Annotated in this window: 16 protein-coding genes and 1 tRNA gene; 5 read left to right on the top strand and 12 right to left on the bottom strand. The window is 64.1% G+C overall.

The window, feature by feature from the left end:
- Nucleotides 1-4 precede the first annotated feature (4 nt).
- From M2427_RS40275 to M2427_RS40260, 4 genes are read left to right on the top strand one after another with little or no spacing between them, the layout of a single operon-like run.
- The gene (locus tag M2427_RS40275) at nt 5-181 is read left to right on the top strand and encodes a hypothetical protein (RefSeq protein WP_280712279.1); all 177 of its coding nucleotides are present in this window, start codon (nt 5-7) and stop codon (nt 179-181) included.
- Nucleotides 178-744, top strand: coding sequence for a cytochrome C oxidase subunit II (locus tag M2427_RS40270; protein ID WP_280712278.1), 567 nt, complete (start codon nt 178-180; stop codon nt 742-744). Before M2427_RS40275 ends, M2427_RS40270 begins: the two co-directional genes overlap by 4 nt.
- Complete coding sequence (locus M2427_RS40265) at nt 731-2,353, top strand: b(o/a)3-type cytochrome-c oxidase subunit 1 (protein ID WP_280712276.1); 1,623 nt, start codon at nt 731-733, stop codon at nt 2,351-2,353. The genes M2427_RS40270 and M2427_RS40265 overlap by 14 nt, the downstream gene beginning before the upstream one ends.
- Nucleotides 2,353-3,168 carry a c-type cytochrome gene (locus M2427_RS40260; RefSeq protein ID WP_280712275.1) on the top strand — a complete coding sequence of 272 codons (816 nt, stop codon included), beginning with the start codon at nt 2,353-2,355 and terminating at the stop codon, nt 3,166-3,168. The genes M2427_RS40265 and M2427_RS40260 overlap by 1 nt, the downstream gene beginning before the upstream one ends.
- Here M2427_RS40260 and M2427_RS40255 read toward each other — a convergent pair whose 3' ends face one another.
- The gene (locus M2427_RS40255) at nt 3,169-3,639 is read right to left on the bottom strand and encodes a type II toxin-antitoxin system RatA family toxin (protein WP_280712274.1); all 471 of its coding nucleotides are present in this window, start codon (nt 3,637-3,639) and stop codon (nt 3,169-3,171) included. It abuts the gene before it with no gap.
- A gap of 6 nt (nt 3,640-3,645) precedes the next feature.
- Nucleotides 3,646-4,602, bottom strand: coding sequence for a lipoyl synthase (lipA, locus tag M2427_RS40250; RefSeq protein WP_280712273.1), 957 nt, complete (start codon nt 4,600-4,602; stop codon nt 3,646-3,648).
- A 130-nt stretch (nt 4,603-4,732) separates the two neighbouring features.
- Here lipA and M2427_RS40245 point away from each other — a divergent pair, with 130 nt between their 5' ends.
- On the top strand, nt 4,733-5,335 hold the full coding sequence (locus tag M2427_RS40245; RefSeq protein ID WP_280712272.1) for a DNA-3-methyladenine glycosylase: 603 nt from the start codon (nt 4,733-4,735) through the stop codon (nt 5,333-5,335).
- Nucleotides 5,336-5,349: 14 nt separating this feature from the next.
- Here the strand turns inward: M2427_RS40245 and M2427_RS40240 are convergent, their stop codons facing one another.
- The 10 genes from M2427_RS40240 to M2427_RS40195 form a co-directional block, all read right to left on the bottom strand.
- Nucleotides 5,350-8,226 carry a valine--tRNA ligase gene (locus tag M2427_RS40240; protein ID WP_280712271.1) on the bottom strand — a complete coding sequence of 959 codons (2,877 nt, stop codon included), beginning with the start codon at nt 8,224-8,226 and terminating at the stop codon, nt 5,350-5,352.
- Between the two features lie 129 nt (nt 8,227-8,355).
- Nucleotides 8,356-9,123, bottom strand: coding sequence for a DUF2497 domain-containing protein (locus M2427_RS40235; protein ID WP_280712270.1), 768 nt, complete (start codon nt 9,121-9,123; stop codon nt 8,356-8,358).
- A 304-nt stretch (nt 9,124-9,427) separates the two neighbouring features.
- A complete protein-coding gene (locus M2427_RS40230; RefSeq protein WP_280712297.1) occupies nt 9,428-10,813 on the bottom strand; it encodes a TolC family outer membrane protein in 1,386 nt (461 codons plus the stop codon).
- A 205-nt stretch (nt 10,814-11,018) separates the two neighbouring features.
- Nucleotides 11,019-11,681, bottom strand: a complete 663-nt coding sequence (locus M2427_RS40225; RefSeq protein ID WP_280712269.1) for a protein-L-isoaspartate O-methyltransferase — start codon at nt 11,679-11,681, stop codon at nt 11,019-11,021.
- A 137-nt stretch (nt 11,682-11,818) separates the two neighbouring features.
- Nucleotides 11,819-11,998, bottom strand: a complete 180-nt coding sequence (locus tag M2427_RS40220; protein WP_280712268.1) for a hypothetical protein — start codon at nt 11,996-11,998, stop codon at nt 11,819-11,821.
- 215 nt (nt 11,999-12,213) lie between these two features.
- A tRNA-Asn gene (locus M2427_RS40215) sits at nt 12,214-12,288 on the bottom strand.
- A gap of 142 nt (nt 12,289-12,430) precedes the next feature.
- Nucleotides 12,431-12,799 (bottom strand): hypothetical protein, encoded by a 369-nt coding sequence (locus M2427_RS40210; protein ID WP_280712267.1) that lies wholly within the window; start codon nt 12,797-12,799, stop codon nt 12,431-12,433.
- Between the two features lie 212 nt (nt 12,800-13,011).
- Complete coding sequence (locus M2427_RS40205) at nt 13,012-14,715, bottom strand: flotillin domain-containing protein (protein ID WP_280712266.1); 1,704 nt, start codon at nt 14,713-14,715, stop codon at nt 13,012-13,014.
- Between the two features lie 20 nt (nt 14,716-14,735).
- Complete coding sequence (locus tag M2427_RS40200) at nt 14,736-15,398, bottom strand: OB-fold-containig protein (protein ID WP_280712265.1); 663 nt, start codon at nt 15,396-15,398, stop codon at nt 14,736-14,738.
- A 10-nt stretch (nt 15,399-15,408) separates the two neighbouring features.
- A complete protein-coding gene (locus tag M2427_RS40195) occupies nt 15,409-16,572 on the bottom strand; it encodes a PspA/IM30 family protein (RefSeq protein WP_280712264.1) in 1,164 nt (387 codons plus the stop codon).
- Between the last annotated feature and the right edge of the window lie 315 nt (nt 16,573-16,887).

Here is a 16,887-nt window from a genome sequence, read left to right as displayed (position 1 = left end):
CGTCATGTTCAATTCCGATCCGCCGACCAGCCCAGCCACCGCCGACCAGGCCGTCGAGGAGGTCGTCGCGCAAGGGCCGTCAGGCGCAATCGTGGTCGCAGGCATCGCAACGGCCTGTGTCGTTGCGATGTGGCTTGCGTTCTATCTGTTCGTGTTCCTGCCGCGTGGATCGCTGCAATGAGCGCACAGGAAACCCATGGCAGCAGCGCCGAAGTCGCGGCCCGCGTCGAACGACGCTGGGCCACGATTGCCGTCATCATCATCGTCGGCATGGCGCTGCTCGCGGCCTTCGCCGGTATCCATCAGGCGACCATGCCGCAGCCCCGCGTCGAGACCACCGATCCATCACGGATTCATCTGTCCGGCGAATTCGTCGAGAGCAATCTCGGCAGCGTGCTCGAGGCCAATGGCAATGTGACCGTGCGTGCGATCGGCCAGCAATATTCCTTCACGCCGGCCTGCATCGTGGTGCCCGTCGATACACCGATCACGCTGCGCGCCACCAGTGCTGACGTCGTGCACGGCATCCTGATCCAGGGCACCAACGTCAACACCATGCTGGTGCCAGGCTACATCTCAGAGCAGCTCATGCGCTTTACGAAGACCGGCGACTATCTGATGCCCTGCCAGGAGTTCTGCTCCTTCGGCCATGAGGGCATGTGGGGCAAGGTCAAGGTGATCGACAAGGCCGACTTCGCAAATCGCGCAAAGGGTGGCGGGAGGCTGAGCTGTGTTGGTCAATAGGAAGCTCATTCTCGCCCATTTCTGGTTGGCGTTTGCGTTGTTCGGCGTCGCGTTGACGCTCGGCGCCTGGCAGATGTTTATTCGCAGCCCGATCGGCACCTGGCTGTCCAACCCCGAGCTCTATTACCGCTCGCTGACCGCGCACGGCACGGTGATGGGCTATGTCTTCCCCACCCTGGTCGCGATGGGGTTTGGCTATGCGATCAGCGAGTCCGCGCTGGAGCAGCGCCTCGTCGGCGTGCGCTGGGCCTGGTCCGGCTTCTGGCTGATTGTGATCGGCAGCGTCATGGCGGTGATCCCGATCGCGCTCGGGCGTGCTTCGGTGCTCTACACATTCTATCCGCCGCTGATCGGAAATCTGTTCTACTATCTCGGCGTCGTGCTGGTCGTGGTCGGCTCGTGGATCTGGGTCGCGCTGATGTCGATCAATCTGCGCCTGTGGCGAAAGGCCCATCCGGGCGCGCCGGTGCCGCTGGCGATGTTCGCCAATGTCGCGGGCTCGTACTTGTGGGCCTGGACCGCGGTCGGCGCCGCCCTCGAGCTGCTGCTCCAGATCATTCCCGTCGCGGCGGGGCTGAAGAACACCATCGACGCCGGCTTGGGGCGCATCTTCTTCTCCTGGACGCTACACGCCATCGTCTATTTCTGGCTGATGCCGACCTACATCGCCTATTACACCATCGTGCCGCGCGCGATCGGCGGCCGCGTCTATTCCGACACCATGGCGCGGATTTCTTTCATCCTGTTCCTGGTGGTGGCGATGCCGATCGGCATGCATCACACCTTTGCCGATCCGCAGGTCGGCGCCGGATTCAAGTTCATCCATTCGGCTTTCACGGCGCTGGTCGCACTGCCGACGCTGTTGACCGTGTTCACGATCTGCGCCTCGGTCGAGATCGCAGCGCGCTTGCGTGGTGGCCGCGGCCTGTTCGGCTGGATCAGGGCCCTGCCCTGGGACAATCCGATGATGCTGGCGCTGGCGTTCTCCTTCGTCATGCTCGGCTTCGGCGGTGCCGGAGGGCTCATCAACATGAGCTATCAGCTCGATGCCTCCATCCACAACACGCAATGGATCACCGGCCATTTCCACCTGATCTTCGGCGGCGCCATCGTGATCATGTACTTTGCGATCGCCTATGATCTGTGGCCGCATCTGACCGGACGAGAGCTGATCGACGTCAGGCTGATCCGCTCCCAGCTCTGGCTGTGGTTCATCGGCATGATCGTGACGACGTTTCCGTGGCACTGGGTCGGAATTTTGGGCATGCCGCGCCGGATGGCCTATTTCGATTTCGGCGATCCCGCCATCGCGCCGCAAGCGCTGTCGGTGATCTTCTCCGCGATCGGCGGTTTCATCCTGCTGACCTCAGGCATTCTCTTCCTGGTCATCCTCGCCCGCGGCATGCGTGCGCCGCAGGCTGACGCCGGTGCCTATCGCTTTGCGCTCGCCGTGCATCAGCCGACGACCGTACCGGTCGCGCTCAACACCCATGCGCTGTGGGTCGCATTGATGATCGCGCTGACCATCACCAATTACGGCTATCCGATCCTCAATCTCGCCACCTCAGGGGGAACATCGGTGCCGGCCGTCTATGTGGGAGCGCAGTGATGAGCACCCGCGACCTCTTCACCTTCCACAACCGCCACTTCTCGATCGGCGTCGGCATCACCGCCGCCATCCTGATCGTGACGGCGATTGCAGGGTTCGTCGTGCTGCCCTTCGCGCAGCCTTGGGTCAGGTTCTCCAGCATCTGGGACGCGATCTGCAGCGCCGCCGGCGTGGCGCAGCGCACGGCGAGCGTTACCGTGCCCGAGCAGGCCAATCGCCTGTCGGAGGTCGTGCTGACCTCGCATACGCTGTCGCGTCCGAGCCAGGAGGCGATCGGGCGTGGCGCGACGCTGGCGCAGCGCTGTGCCATCTGCCACGGCCCGATCGGCATCAGCCGTGCGGACTCGCCCAATCTCGCCGGCCAGTACGCCGCGGTGATCTACAAGGAGCTGCACGATTTCCGTTCCGGCGCGCGCACCAACGCCGTGATGTCGCCGTTCGCGGTCAACCTGACGGACGACGAAATCGCCGATCTTTCAAACTATTACGCCTATTTGCCGCGGCTGCCTGCCTACCACCCGACGCCGCAACTGCCAAAACCCAACATCGTCATCTACGGCGCGCCGCTGCGCGGCATCGCGCCCTGCGGCGCCTGTCATGGCAGCCTCGACAACAAGACCGGCAGCCCGTGGCTGGAGGGGCAGTCCGACGCCTATATGAAGGCGCAACTCCAGGCGTTTGCGGCCGGCGAGCGCCGCAATGACATCAGCCAGCAGATGCGCAACATCGCCCGCGCGATGACGCCGCAGGAGATCGAGGCCGCCGCGGCGTATTACGCCTCGCAGCCGCCGGATGTGGTGAAGGCGGTGGATTGATCAGGTCGACGCCAGCTTCGGCCGGCCGTAGATCGCATCCGCCCGCTTTTCGAACGCGGTGGAAAACCGCGCAAACGCGGCGTCGAACATCGAGCCCATCAGCATCGCCAGCATGCGGCTCCTGAACTCATAGGCGAGGAAGAAGCCGACGTCGCAGACGCCCTCACCTTTGGGCTCGAACGTCCAGCGGTTTTCGAGGTTACTGAACGGACCTTGCAAATATTCGACCAAAATCTTCAGATTGGCGCGGTCAAGCGTCACGCGGCTGGTGAAGGATTCCTTGACCAGCTTGAACGACACAATCATGTCGGCGACCAGCACCTCGGTCCCGTCAGGCTTGGCCATGCGCTGGCGGATCTTCAGCGCGCTGCACAGCGGCACGAATTCCGGATACCGCTCGACGTCGGCGACCAGATCAAACATCTCGGATGCGCTGTGATTGACACGGCGCTTGCTCGAAAATTTGGGCATCTCGGTTCAGCGCGCGGTCGCAGCCCGCGCGGCCTTCAGTCGCGCGAAATCCTCGCCGGCGTGATGCGACGAACGGGTCAGCGGGCTCGCCGACACCATCAGGAAACCTTTGGTGTAGGCAATCTTTTCGTAAGAGCTGAACTCGTCCGGCGGCACATAGCGCATCACGGCGTGATGCTTGCGGGTCGGCTGGAGATACTGGCCGATGGTCAGGAAGTCGACGTCCGCGGAGCGCAGATCGTCCATCACCTGCTGCACCTCGTGCCGCTCCTCGCCGAGCCCGACCATGATGCCGGACTTGGTGAAGATGGTGGGATCGAGCTCCTTGACCCGCTGCAGCAGCCGGATCGAGTGGAAGTAGCGCGCGCCCGGCCGCACCGTGAGATAGCGCGACGGCACGGTCTCGAGATTGTGGTTGAAGACGTCGGGCCGCGCGGCGACGACCACCTCCAGCGCGCCGTCCTTGCGCAAAAAGTCCGGCGTCAGGATCTCGATCGTGGTCGAGGGGCACGCCGCGCGGATCGCGCGAATGGTCTGGGCAAAGTGCTCGGCGCCGCCGTCAGCGAGATCGTCGCGGTCGACCGAGGTGATGACGACATGCGCAAGACCAAGCTTGGCGACGGCTTCGGCGACGTTCTGCGGCTCGGCCGCATCCAGCGCATTCGGCAGGCCAGTCTTGACGTTGCAGAACGCACAGGCACGGGTGCAGGTGTCACCCATGATCATGAAGGTCGCGTGCTTCTTGTCCCAGCACTCGCCGATATTCGGGCAGCCGGCCTCCTCGCACACCGTGTGCAGGCCGTTGGCGCGCACGATGTTGCGGGTGTCGGCATAGCCGCGGGTGTTGGGCGCGCGCACGCGGATCCAGTCCGGCTTCGGCGGCGAAGCGGAATCAGGGCGGTTCACCTTTTCGGGGTGACGCGGGCGCAACGGGTTCGTGATGGTATCGACAATAACGACCATGATCTGTCCGGTCTGTTCAGGTCCTACCTAATCGGTCTGGCTGCCTGCCGCAACCCGGCTCGCGCCTCTTCAGGGAACATGGCAGATATGGGCAATATCCTGCTCTGTTCTCAGGCGATTCTCACCTCGAATGGCTCCAGTCTCGAAGACTTCCACACCGCGGCTTGGCAAAGCGCTGAAGCGTGCCTTTTTCGCGCGCAGCGTTCACGAGGTGGCACCCGATCTGATCGGGGCGACCATGCTGGTCGACGGCGTCGGCGGGATCATCGTCGAGGTCGAGGCCTATCATCATACCGAGCCGGCCGCGCACTCCTTCAACGGACCGACGCCGCGGAACCAGATCATGTTCGGCCCAGCAGGCTTTGCCTATGTCTACCGCTCCTACGGCATCCATTGGTGCGTCAACTTCGTCTGCGAGGAGGCGGGCTCGGCCGCGGCCGTGCTGATCCGCGCGCTGGAACCGACGCATGGCCTCGCCGCAATGCGTCGCCGCCGCCATCTCCAGGAGGTCCGCGCGCTGTGCTCGGGTCCGGGCAAGCTGACCGAGGCGCTCGGCATCACCATCGCGCACAACACCCTGCCCCTCGACCGGCCGCCGTTCGCACTGCATGCGCGGACGGAGGATGTCGAGGTGGTGGCCGGCATCCGGATCGGCATCACCAAGGCGGTCGAGCTGCCCTGGCGCTATGGCGTCAGGGGCTCGAAATTCCTCAGCAAGCCGTTTCCGAAATAGGCCCGGGATTCGACTTAAGAGACTTGCTTCAGCCGCTCCTGCGCCTCGAGCAGCTTGGCCTTGCGGGCCAGCGCCGCCTCGCGCTTCTCGCGCTCCTCCTCGACGACCTCTTCCGCCGCGTTGGCGACGAATTTCTCGTTCGCCAGCTTGGACTCGGCGCGCTTGATGTCGGCGTCGGCCTTCGCGATCTCCTTGTCGAGGCGCGTGCGCTCGGCGGCAACGTCGACCACGCCCTTGATCGGCAGCGCGGCGACCTCACCGCGAACGAGCAGCTGAACCGCACCATCAGGGGCACGGTCGGCGAAGGAGATGTCGGAGAGACGCGCCATGCGCTTGATGACGTCGGTCCAGCGCGGCGCGCGTTCCCTCGTCTCGGCCGAGGCGCCCGCAAGCACCAGCGCTGTGAGCGTCGCCGGCGGGATGTTCATTTCGGCGCGCACCGAGCGGATCTGCGTGACCAGGTCGATCACCCAGCCGATCTCGGCCTCGGCCTCTGGGTCGCTGAAGTCGGCGTGGTCGAAGAACGGCATCACGAACGCCGGCGAGATCAACGGATCGGTCGGTCCGGCCGCAGCCGCGAGCATCGCGAGCTGCTCCGGCGTCGGCCCGGCCGGCTTCAGCGGCCATGGCGCCAGCGCGAGCAGGCCGTCGCGCTTGGCCGTCACCTCCCACAGCTCTTCGGTGATGAAGGGCATGAAGGGGTGAAGCAGCTTCAGGATCTCGTCGCGCGCCCAGGCGACCATCGCTCGGGTCTCGCCCTTGAGCGGACCGTCGGCCCCGAGAAGGGCCGGCTTTGCGAGCTCGACGTACCAGTCGCAATAGATGTTGAGGACGAACCGATACATCGCGCTGGCGGCTTCGTTGAAGCTGTGAGCTTCGAGTGCCTCGGTCACCTCGCGCGCGGCTTCGGCGGCCTTGTGCGCGATCCAGCGATTCAGCGGCTCCTTGGCCTTCGCCGGCTCGAAACCATCAGGCACGGCGCACTCGTTCATTTCCGCGAAGCGGCAGGAATTCCAGAGCTTGGTCGCAAAATTGCGATTGATTTCGACAAGCTGCGACGAAAGCTTGATGTCGTGCGTGTGGGCCGCCTCGCGCGCCAGCGCAAAGCGGAGAGCGTCAGCGCCATACTCGTCAATAAGATTGAGCGGATCGATGACGTTGCCCCTCGACTTCGACATCTTGGCGCCCTTCTCGTCACGGACGAGACGGTGGATGTAGACCGTCGAGAACGGCGCCTCCTTCATGAAGTGAAGGCCCATCATCATCATGCGGGCGACCCAGAAGAAGATGATGTCCCAGCCCGTGACCAGCACATTGGTCGGGTAGTAGCGCTTCACTTCCGGCGCGTCCTCGGGCCAGCCGAGTGTCGAGAACGGCCAAAGCGCCGAAGAGAACCAGGTGTCGAGCACGTCCTCGTCGCGGGTGATGAAGCCGTCACGCTTGTTGCGGTCGAGCGCCATTTCGCGGCCCTGCTCGGCCGTGATCACTTCCTGTTCGACGTAGTAGCCGAGCGCGTGGCTGATTGCCTCTTCCTCGGTTTCCGCGACGAACACCTTGCCGTCCGGGCCATACCAGGCCGGGATCTGGTGGCCCCACCAGAGCTGGCGCGAGATGCACCAGGGCTGGATGTTCTCCATCCACTCGAAATAGGTCTTTTCCCAGTTCTTCGGCACGAAAGTCGTCTCGCCCGAACGCACCGCAGCGATCGCGGGTTTTGCCAGGGTCTTGGCGTCGACGTACCACTGATCGGTCAGATACGGCTCGATCACGCTGTTGGAGCGATCGCCGTGCGGCACCATGTGGGTGTGCGGTTCGATCCGCTCGACGAAGCCGAACGACTCAAGCCGCTCGACGATGCGCTTGCGCGCGACGAAGCGGTCGACCTTGTTGAACTCCTCGGCAAATTGCGAGGCGCCTTCCGGCAGGCCCTTCAGGTAATCCTCGTTGTCGACGAGGTCGAGGCAGCCTTCCTTGTCGAGCACGCTGATGCGGCGCAGGCCGTGGCGATTGCCGACCTCGAAATCGTTGAAGTCGTGCGCCGGCGTCACCTTCACCGCACCCGAGCCCTTCTCGGGATCGGAATACTCATCGGCGACGATCTTAATCTTGCGGCCGACCAGTGGCAGGATGACGCTCTTGCCGATCAGCTTCTGATAGCGCTCGTCCCCGGGATGCACGGCCACGCCGGTATCGCCGAGCATGGTCTCGGGCCGGGTCGTGGCAACCACGATGAAGGTCGAACGATCCTCTGGGTCGAAAGTCTTGCCCTCGATCGGATAGCGCAGATACCAGAGGTTTCCCTTCACCTCGGTCTGCTGCACTTCGAGATCGGAGATCGCGGTCAAGAGCTTGGTGTCCCAGTTCACCAGCCGCTTGTCCTTGTAGATCAGGCCGTCGCGGTGCAGCTCGACGAACACCTTGACGACGGCCTTCGACAGGCCCTCGTCCATGGTGAAGCGTTCGCGCGACCAATCGCAGGAGGCGCCGAGGCGCTTAAGCTGGTTGATGATGGTGTCGCCGCTCTCGGACTTCCACTGCCAGACCCGCTCGAGAAACTTCTCGCGGCCCATCTCGCGGCGCCCGGGCTGCTGGCGCTCCATCAGCTGCCGCTCGACCACCATCTGGGTGGCGATGCCGGCATGGTCGGTGCCGGGCTGCCACAGCACGTCGCGGCCGCGCATGCGCTCGAACCGGCACAGGATGTCCTGCAGCGTGTTGTTGAGGGCGTGGCCCATGTGCAGCGAGCCCGTCACGTTCGGCGGCGGGATCACGATGGTGAAGGGCGCCGCGTCGCGGCGGTCGGGACGGCCGGCCTTGAAGGCAAGGCTGTCCTCCCACACGACGGACATGCGGGCTTCGATATCGGCGGGCTGGTAGGTTTTCTCGATCATGGGGCTGGTAGAAAGCCGCGCGCGGGGTTCAAGTCAACGGAAAGCTCAGCGGCAAAAGGGCTTTTCGGCCCGACCGGCAGGTCAAATATGACACAGGAGCAGGGCTTTATCGGGGCTGGGCGGCCTGCTTCAGCGGCCGCCGCGCGAGACCCGCTCGATTTCGGCCTTCACGATGCGCTCAACGAGGCCCGGCAGATTGTCGTCGAGCCAGGATTTCAGCATCGGGCGCAGCATTTCCTTGACCAGATCCTCCAGCGTCCGCGCATTGCTGCTGAGCACCGTGTGGGCCAGGGAGTTGAAGGCGGACTCCACCGCCGAGACAGTCGACTGGGCCAGGATCGGCTGCTGGGGCGGCAGCGGCGGTGCGTCAAAGTCCACCGGCGCATAGGACGGCGCCGGCGTCGGCCGGGGCGGCGGGGCTTCGGCGAATTCGAGGTCGTCGCGCGGCTCGACCTTGCGGAAGCTCGGCGGTGGCGGCGCCGGGGTCGGCTCTGGCTCCATCGCCATCTCGTCGGTGAGCTCAAGCACGTCGGGTTCGGGCTCAGGCTCGGGTTCCGGAGCACGAATTTCGGGCGCAGCCGTCGCCGTGTCGAGCCCCGCCAGCAGCGCGTCGATGTCGTCCTGGCTGTTGGGGCCGGCATCGGCCGCAGGTGCGGGGGGCGGCGGCGGAGCGGGCTTCGCAGCAGGCGGAGGCGCAGGCTTTTCGGCGGCAGGCTTTGCTGGCGCGACTTTGGACGGAGGAATGTCGGCCATGGGCTGCGGCTTTGGTGCAGGCGCCGGTGCGGGCTTCGCGGCCTCGGCCGGCGGCGGCTTGGCCTCGTCGTCGGCAATGATGCGCCGGATCGAGGCCAGAATCTCCTCCATGGAGGGTTCTGTGACCTTTGCAGGCTGCGTCATCTCCGACTCCACATCATCAACGCCCTCGCATGCGTTGTTTTACACCAAGCACGACGGGATTGGCCGGTTCCGGACGTGTGCCCCGACATTTTCGTCGCGACAGCCAGACTTGTCCCCAGATCACCGCTCGACGCGAGGCGATGCGCCCCTGCCCCGTCACCCAAGCATCACGCATGCAACATCGAATGCGGAGCGAATCGACCCGCAGCTTCCAGTCAAGGCTATGTCAGGGATTTTGACGATTGCAAGCAAAGCACCGGTCGGCTTCGTCTGTTTGCGAGGCCGACCGGAGAAACTACGGCAATCAGCGTCCGTCAGGCGTGCGCACGCCGGCCCAGCTGTCGCGGACCTGCTGGTAGTGCACGCTCGGATCGTAGACGTTGGTGTTGAGGCCGAGCACCTGCGGTGCGAGACGGCCGACGTAGTTGAGAACGTTGTACGATGCCACGACCCGGTCGTGCTGCGCGTTGACGAGCGCGACGCGCGCATTGACCAGCGCCTGCTGCGCATTGAGCACGTCGAGCGTCGTGCGCTGTCCGGCCTTGGCCTCTTCGCGCACGCCGTTCAGCGCGATCTCGGAGGCCGTGACCTGCGCTTGTGCGGACTGCACCTGCGCCTTGCCGGCCTGCAAATTGCCCCACCACTGAACAACGTTCGCGCGAATCTGGTCCCGTGTTTTTTCGACATTGAGGCGCTGCTGCGCCAGGTTTTCCTTGGACTGGCGGATCAGCGAATATTCAACGCCGCCCTGATAGATCGGCACCGTGGCCGTCGCGATGGCAGACGCGGTATTCTGTCGAAAGGCACTCAGGCTCTGCTGGTAGGCCGTGCTGACAGTAGCCTGGACCGCGACCGTCGGCAGCAGCGCGCCTTCATTAATCTTGACCTGCAGATAGTTGACGTCGACGCCATAGAGCGCGGCCGTGATGTCGGGATACTCAACCAGACACAGGTCGACAGCCGCAGCGAGCGTTGCCGGCAGAAACCGGTCGACGGGCGAGCCAGGCGCGAGGTTCACGGGCTCGTTGCCAATGACTTGGCGGAACTTGGCGCGCGTCGTCGTGAGAGTCGCTTCGGCGGTGAGTGCCTGCGTCTTGCCAGCAGCCAGCTGCGCTTCGGATTGCGCGACGTCGGTGCGTGTCACTTCGCCGACGTTGAAGCGATCGCGGGTCTGTTTCAGCGTTTGTTCGAGCACACGTACGTTGCTCCGCTGGACCTCGAGCGTGGCAGCGTCGCGCAGATAATCCATGTAAGTCGTGGCAGCGAGAAGCAGCACGGCCTGCTCGACGCTGCGCAGCGCTTCACGCTGACCGGAAACCTGGCTCTCCGCCGCGCGCGTCTTGTTGGCGGTCTGGTTGCCGTTGTAGAGGGTCTGGTTGACGGTCAGGCTCGCGCTGTTGGGCTGAAGGGGAAGAGTGACGATCGCACCCTTCTGTGCCGCCTGGACGTCCTGATAATTGTACCCGGTGCCGAGAGTCACCTTGGCCGTGGGGCGATAGCCCGACAACGCTTGCGGCACACCTTCGTCGGTCGAGCGCACTTGGGCGCGCTGTGCGTTGAGCTGCGGATTGTTCTGATAGGCGCGCACCAGCGCAGCCTCGATCGTATCCGCCAATGCAGGCGTCGGCCCGGCGATTGCCGCCAGGAGGACCGAAACCGCAGCTCCGGTGAAGAGCTTCACCCCATGCATCCCTGAAAATCCGTTCATTCTCACGTCAGGCTCGTGCCCGCGAGCCTGGTTACCGTATCCGAGTGGAGTCGTTGCCCCGCAGCAACATAGGACGCGGTCAAGCGCGACGGAACTACCTCCGAGGCGTTCTCAGTGGAAACTCTTCACGTGCAGCATCCCGGCCACACTTCTGATTCAGAACGGGATTTTAACAGGGTTTGGGCCGTCAGAAGACGAAGGCGGCGGCCCGTTCCAGCCCGGGAAGCACCGGGGCGGCCGCATCGAACAACGGCCGATGACCGAATTCGCCGTGCGTGCGGGTCACACTCACGGCCCGCGACGGCCGCGATTCGGCCGCGACGCCCAACAGCCGCCCGCCCTCCTTGAGCTGGCCTAACAGGCCATCCGGCGTCACCTCAGTGGCGCCGTTGAGGATGATCACATCATAGGGAGCGGCAGCCGGATCGCCCTCGGCACAGGCGGCCGCCTTGCAGCTGACGTTGGCGAGCCCCATCGCAGCGAACGCGTCCCTGGCTTTGGCGGCGAGCGCCGAATCGCATTCCGTTGCCGTGACCTGGCGCGCGAGTTTCGCAGTCAGCGCGGCGAGGTAGCCAGTCGCGCAGCCGACGACCAGCACATTGTCGCCTTCGCCGATCTCGGCGGCCTGGAGCAGCTTGCCGGTCAGCTGCGGCTTGATCAGGAAGCGCTTGGCGCCACCCTCGCTGACGTCGAGATCGATGTCGAGATAGGCCAGCGCCTGCCGGCTCGCCGGCACGAAGGCCTCGCGGGGAACCGTGAGCATGGCATCGAGAATGCGGCGATCAGTGACGTCATTGGTGCGCACCTGGCCATCGACCATTTTTTGGCGCGCGGTCGAGAAACCGGACATTTACGGACCCTGCAAGGCGGACCAAGCCGCGTAAGATGAGTTGGCGGCATCTTTGGAACAGGCTCCGAAAAAACGCAACACGTCCGTTGGCCGGTCAGCCGACGGCTGCGCAACGCAGGTATTGGCGTCGAGATCGCCTATTCGATCGCGACCGCCAGGCGCCCGATCAGCGCCGCCACTTCGTCCAGCCGCGCGGATTCGGGAGTCTCGACCGCGCGGGCGAGACAGGCGAGACACTCATCGTCGCTCAATTCAGGAATATTAGCCGGCAGAATCGAGGGGGCCTGATGGGCACGGCCGATCTGGTCGTCGGGCATGGGAATCAGCTCCGTAAGAGTCCGGCCCCCTCAGGCTCGATTTCAATTAAGTCGATTTGGTGCCGCCTGCGTCGCGATGGGCGCCTGGGCCGTACACATCCGCTTGAACGCGATTCTGTACGGGATTCCGGCGCAGCGAAGCTGCAACATCGAACGAGCAAGATCGCGCGTCACATCAATGTGCGCTTGTAAATAATTGAAAATAAAGCGGAATTTGGCTCCCCGGGCTGGATTCGAACCAGCGACCATCCGATTAACAGTCGGATGCTCTACCGCTGAGCTACCGAGGAAAAGGCGAACCCGTCGTTCGCGCGCGGCTGCGTATAACAAAGCCGGTTGCGCTTGCAAAGGACGAATTCGCCATCGTTCGCAAAGCATCGAGGAAGGGCCTCTGGAGCGTGGCGGGGCCCTCCTCCTGATCATCCGAGACGATTACTCGGCGACGAAAGACGTGGTCTTGGTGCCGGAGTCATAACGCAGCCGCAGTGCGGTGAACTTGCAGAGATTGACGTTCTTCCACAGAACGGATTCGTTGTAGTTCTCCCAGTCGACGCGAATGTTCCAGACGCATCCCTCGTCGTCGTCGTCGAACTCGACATAGGTGCTCGCCTGGTTCGCCAACACCTTGTCGAGCTCGTTATCCCATTCGTCCAGGCCATCGTCAGGGGCATTGAAGCCCAGGAACTTGATGGCGTAGCCGGTCTCGTTGACCACGGTGACGTTGCGGGCATCGGCGGCAAAGGACGCCGAGGCAGCCAGGGACAGGCCCAAGGCAATCAGTCCAGACAGAAAATACTTCATGTGAAATCCCCGATCGAAATCAGCCCTCGGCCCCTGACGTCGATCGGCGCAGGCGCCGCAGCAACCAATGGCGTTGCCTCTCAAGATCAGTCCGGGGTGCGATCGAAAGGTTCAACACACGATCGATCTGCACTCCGGAGCGTTGCGCGACGCGAGACGCGCAACGAGATCCGTCATATCGATTCGAATTCTCCGCAGCAATGAACCGGCATTCATAGATCGGCAGTGTTTGTTTTCTCCGGCGCAGGTACGGCCGCCGGCGCGGCTGCGGCCCCGTTGGCCTTGCCGGTCACGGCGCCGACCAGTGCCTTGACGGGATCGTCGCCCGGCGCGAAACCGCTCTGGCGCAGGATCTCGTCGATCATCGGACGCAGCGCGTGCACCTTGAGCAGTTCGCCGGCGAGGCCTTCGCCGAAGCCGACATTGCCTCCCCCGGTGCCGTTGCCGCCGAAGGCGCCGCCGGTGTGCAGGATGCGAACGTCCTTGAGATTGCCGATCGGTCTGACCATCTCGGCCAGCGCCAGGGGCATGGTTTCGATCCGCTTCTTGGCGATCTCGAAATCGATGACGTTGGCGCCGAGCTTATTCTGCGCCTCGTTCTTCAGGGTGATGACGGCGGCTTCGGCCTCACCGATGTTCCTGACGCCGACTGCCTTGATCTTGTTGGACTCGGCTTCGGCGGTGGCCAACGTCTTGACGGCCTCGGCGCGGTCGAGCGACGCCTTCTTTTCGGCTTCGGCCGCGACGATCAGCTCGGTCGACTTGCGCTCGGCTTCCGTGCGGGCGGCGAGCACCTGGGTAAGACGCGCGCGATCGGCGACCTCGACCGCGCGTGCGGTCACGACCTTTTCCTCCGCCGAGACGGCGACCGCTTCGGCGGTCTTGGCTTGGGCCACGGCCTCCGAGGTCTGCTTGCTCTTGGATGCGATCTGGATCTCGTTCTCCTGCGTCGCGATCTGGATCTCGCGCTGGGCGTCGGTCTTGCGCTTGTTAATCGCCAGGTCGGATTCGATCACCGCGGTTTCCTTGACCTGCTTGGCGCCGGCCTCTTTCTCGGCGACCGCCCTGTCGGTGTCGATGCGGGCATTCTCTTCGGTCAGACGCGCCGTCTGCGTGGCGGTTGCGACCTCGGCGCGGGTGCTCGCGGTCTTGTTGGCGATGTCGCGCTCCTGCGACAGCTCCGCCTCCTTCTTGGTCCGCTCGATCGTCAGGGTCTGCTGCCGCGCCTCGAGATCCTTCTGCGCGATCGCCACCTCGTTGTCGCGCACGATCGAGTTGCGGTCGCGCCGGCGGGTCTCTGTGACGGTTTTCAGCTGGGTCAGACCTTCGGCATCGAAGAAGTTCTCGGGGTTGAAGAACTTGACGTCGGTCTGGTCGAGCTTCGTGAGCGACACGGATTCAAGCTCGAGCCCGTTGGATTTCACGTCGGACTCGACGGTCGCTTGCACGTGCTTGACGAAATCGCTGCGTTTTTCCTGCAGCTCCAGAATGGACATGGTGGCCGCCACCGACCGCAGACCATCGACGAATTTGGCCTCGACCTGGTTACGCAGCGCTTCGGCATCGTTGGTCAGTGCACCCAGCGTCTGGCTCGCAAGCGCAATGCTCTCATCGTCGGGGCGGACACGCACATAGAACTCCGCAACGATATCGACGCGCAAGCGATCCTTGGTGATGAGCGATTCCCGCTCCTTGCGCTCGACGGTCAGTCGTAGCGTCTTCAAATTGACGCTGGCATAGGAGTGGAAGATCGGCAGGATCATGGCGCCGCCGTCGAGCACGACTTTCTTGCCGCCGAGGCCGGTGCGCACGAAGGCCTCGTCGCGGGTGGCGCGCTTGTAGAGAATGGTGAAGATGATCCCCAAAACGACGATCAGCGCGACGCCGATCATGGCCGGGACTGCGATGTCGAACATGACTTTCTCCGATAATGACTTTAGCTGCTGCTTAGAGTGGGTTTGGTCGGTTTCAGTTCATCGTCGGCCCTGACCGCCACGAAACGGGTGTCGACGCGATCGACCAGGAGCACCAGGGTCCCCTGCGGCAGCGGCGCGGATGACGGCGCTGCGACCGCCAGCACGAAGTGGCGGTTGCCGTGGATATCGGCGACGCTGACGCGGCCGGGCGGACCCTGGTCGAGCGGGCCGACCACGACCTCGCCGACGCGGCCGACGAGATCGCCGAGGCCGATGGCGTAGCTTTCGTCCTTCGGAATGATCCGCGCGATGCTCCGGCTCGCGCCGCGGACCAGCGGGACCGAGACGACCACCGCCGCAAGCGATGCGATTGATGCCGGCAAGGGACCGGCCACCATCCGCGCGACGTCCTGGATCAGGAAGCCGGTGATCGAGAAGGCGCCGAGCGCCAGCAGCAGGAAGATCAGCAGCGGCACGCCGCCGACATTGATCCAGGAGATGGCGTTGATGACGCCATTGTCGCTGGGATGGCTGAAATCGATGCTGGTGCCGAGCATCTCGCTGAGCGAGGCCCCGACCAGCATGGTGACCACTTCGAGCGTGCCGACGATGAGGATCATGGCCGCCGCGATCGCGAACGGCCTGACCTCGGGCGACATGACGTGTTCGAGCAATGCGCTCATGACACGAACCTCAGGAGCGCGACTTCAACCGCGCGAGCCTTGCCGCAATCTCCTTGTTGCGATGCAACGCGCTGAGCTCGTCGATGTCGCTCGAATACGGGATGCCCGGCGGGACGCCGGTGGCGCGCGCCACCGCCCTGCCCGCACGCAGTGCCTTCGCCGCAGCGGACGTGCCGCCGCGCTTGCGGGGCGAATGCGAGGCCTGATGGCTTGCTTCCGCCTCGCTCTTTTCGAGATCGATGCGTCGCTGCTCGGCATCCTGGAGTGCTGAGAGCACCGCGCGCAACGAGGTCACGCATTGCTCGATCTTCTCGTTGTTCTCGTCGATGGCGCGGGAGAGCACCTCGAACTGCGCTTCCAGATCCATCTGCCGCGCGATGCCGGCGCGAGCGAGATCGTCGCGGCTATCCGTGATCGCGCCTTCGATCTTGGCGGCGAGATCGGTCATCTCGCGTTCAATCTCGGTGCGGCGCGCATTGAGGCGGTATTCCTCGGCGCGCGCAGCCGCGAGCCCATCGCGCGCCTCGCTCTCCGCGCGCTCGATCTCGCGGATGGCCTGGCCAACCACTTTCAGCTTGTTGTTGCCCTCTGCCTGCTCGATCGCGTCATAGGCGATGCCGGCGATCAGACGTCCGACCCGGGACAGGAAGTTTTCGGGAGCGGCTGCGATGGTATCCATGGCGTTCTCCTCCTCTGGCAGACTGTTCGGCGTGACGCCGTAGTGAACCTCGAAACCGTCGTCGGTGCGGATCAGGTGCGCGGGCACGCTCTGCCCCCAGCCCTCCGCGTAGCCGGCATAATCGAAGGGCACGCTGAAGCGCCCCTGCACGGTCGAAATCGAAATGGTGGCCGGGCCCTTGATCTTGGCGAGCTTGTCGTCGAGCGGCAGGCGGCGGCCCTGCGCCGCGCGATAATCGGCGCGGTCACGCAGGCCCAGCGTCACCAGCCGCGACGGCAGCGCGGTCTCTTTCCGGATCGGCTCATAGGCATGGGCGTGCAGCAGCACGACGTTGGAGCCCACATTGTGGGTCCGCGCGACCTCATCGAGGATCTCCATCATGCGGTCATAGGCCTTGAACGTCGCCTCCATCGCAGCCTTGGCGGCCGGGTCAGGGGCAAGCCTGTAGCGAAGCGCCGATGGCGCGTTTCGGGGCGACGGGCTCATGGAAAGCACTAAAGCACCATTTTGGTACTTTACAAGGGGGAAGCTCGATCACGTTCCGCTGATCCTGATGCACTCTAGAGGTTAGTCGCTGTCGCCGGAGGCCGCGTTCAAGGCGGGCCATCACCTCTAGATCACCGCCGATCAAGACTTCTTGCACGCGCGGGTTGCAATTTGAGACGAAATGCGAGCTCTCGTGTCCCGGACGCGCTGCAGCGTTCTTACGCTGCTTCGCAGAGCCGGCAACTGTTATGTCGATGGGGCGATCATATAAGGTTTTCGGTCGCGCATCATTGCGTTGAGCACGGTTAGAAGCTTCCTGGCGAC

It is taken from the genome of Bradyrhizobium sp. BR13661 (genome assembly GCF_029892425.1).
Taxonomy (GTDB): Bacteria; Pseudomonadota; Alphaproteobacteria; order Rhizobiales; family Xanthobacteraceae; genus Bradyrhizobium.
The sequence above is the reverse complement of the archived record's forward strand: the minus strand, read 5'-3'. Positions and strand labels throughout refer to the sequence as shown.

Coding starts and splice junctions, on each gene's coding strand:
- M2427_RS40275 (WP_280712279.1), top strand. CDS start 5: ATGTTCAATTCCGATCCGCCGACCAGCCCAGCCACCGCCGACCAGGCC.
- M2427_RS40270 (WP_280712278.1), top strand. CDS start 178: ATGAGCGCACAGGAAACCCATGGCAGCAGCGCCGAAGTCGCGGCCCGC.
- M2427_RS40260 (WP_280712275.1), top strand. CDS start 2,353: ATGAGCACCCGCGACCTCTTCACCTTCCACAACCGCCACTTCTCGATC.
- M2427_RS40255 (WP_280712274.1), bottom strand. CDS start 3,639: ATGCCCAAATTTTCGAGCAAGCGCCGTGTCAATCACAGCGCATCCGAG.
- lipA (WP_280712273.1), bottom strand. CDS start 4,602: ATGGTCGTTATTGTCGATACCATCACGAACCCGTTGCGCCCGCGTCAC.
- M2427_RS40245 (WP_280712272.1), top strand. CDS start 4,733: ATGGCTCCAGTCTCGAAGACTTCCACACCGCGGCTTGGCAAAGCGCTG.
- M2427_RS40240 (WP_280712271.1), bottom strand. CDS start 8,226: ATGATCGAGAAAACCTACCAGCCCGCCGATATCGAAGCCCGCATGTCC.
- M2427_RS40235 (WP_280712270.1), bottom strand. CDS start 9,123: ATGACGCAGCCTGCAAAGGTCACAGAACCCTCCATGGAGGAGATTCTG.
- M2427_RS40230 (WP_280712297.1), bottom strand. CDS start 10,813: ATGCATGGGGTGAAGCTCTTCACCGGAGCTGCGGTTTCGGTCCTCCTG.
- M2427_RS40225 (WP_280712269.1), bottom strand. CDS start 11,681: ATGTCCGGTTTCTCGACCGCGCGCCAAAAAATGGTCGATGGCCAGGTG.
- M2427_RS40220 (WP_280712268.1), bottom strand. CDS start 11,998: ATGCCCGACGACCAGATCGGCCGTGCCCATCAGGCCCCCTCGATTCTG.
- M2427_RS40210 (WP_280712267.1), bottom strand. CDS start 12,799: ATGAAGTATTTTCTGTCTGGACTGATTGCCTTGGGCCTGTCCCTGGCT.
- M2427_RS40205 (WP_280712266.1), bottom strand. CDS start 14,715: ATGTTCGACATCGCAGTCCCGGCCATGATCGGCGTCGCGCTGATCGTC.
- M2427_RS40200 (WP_280712265.1), bottom strand. CDS start 15,398: ATGAGCGCATTGCTCGAACACGTCATGTCGCCCGAGGTCAGGCCGTTC.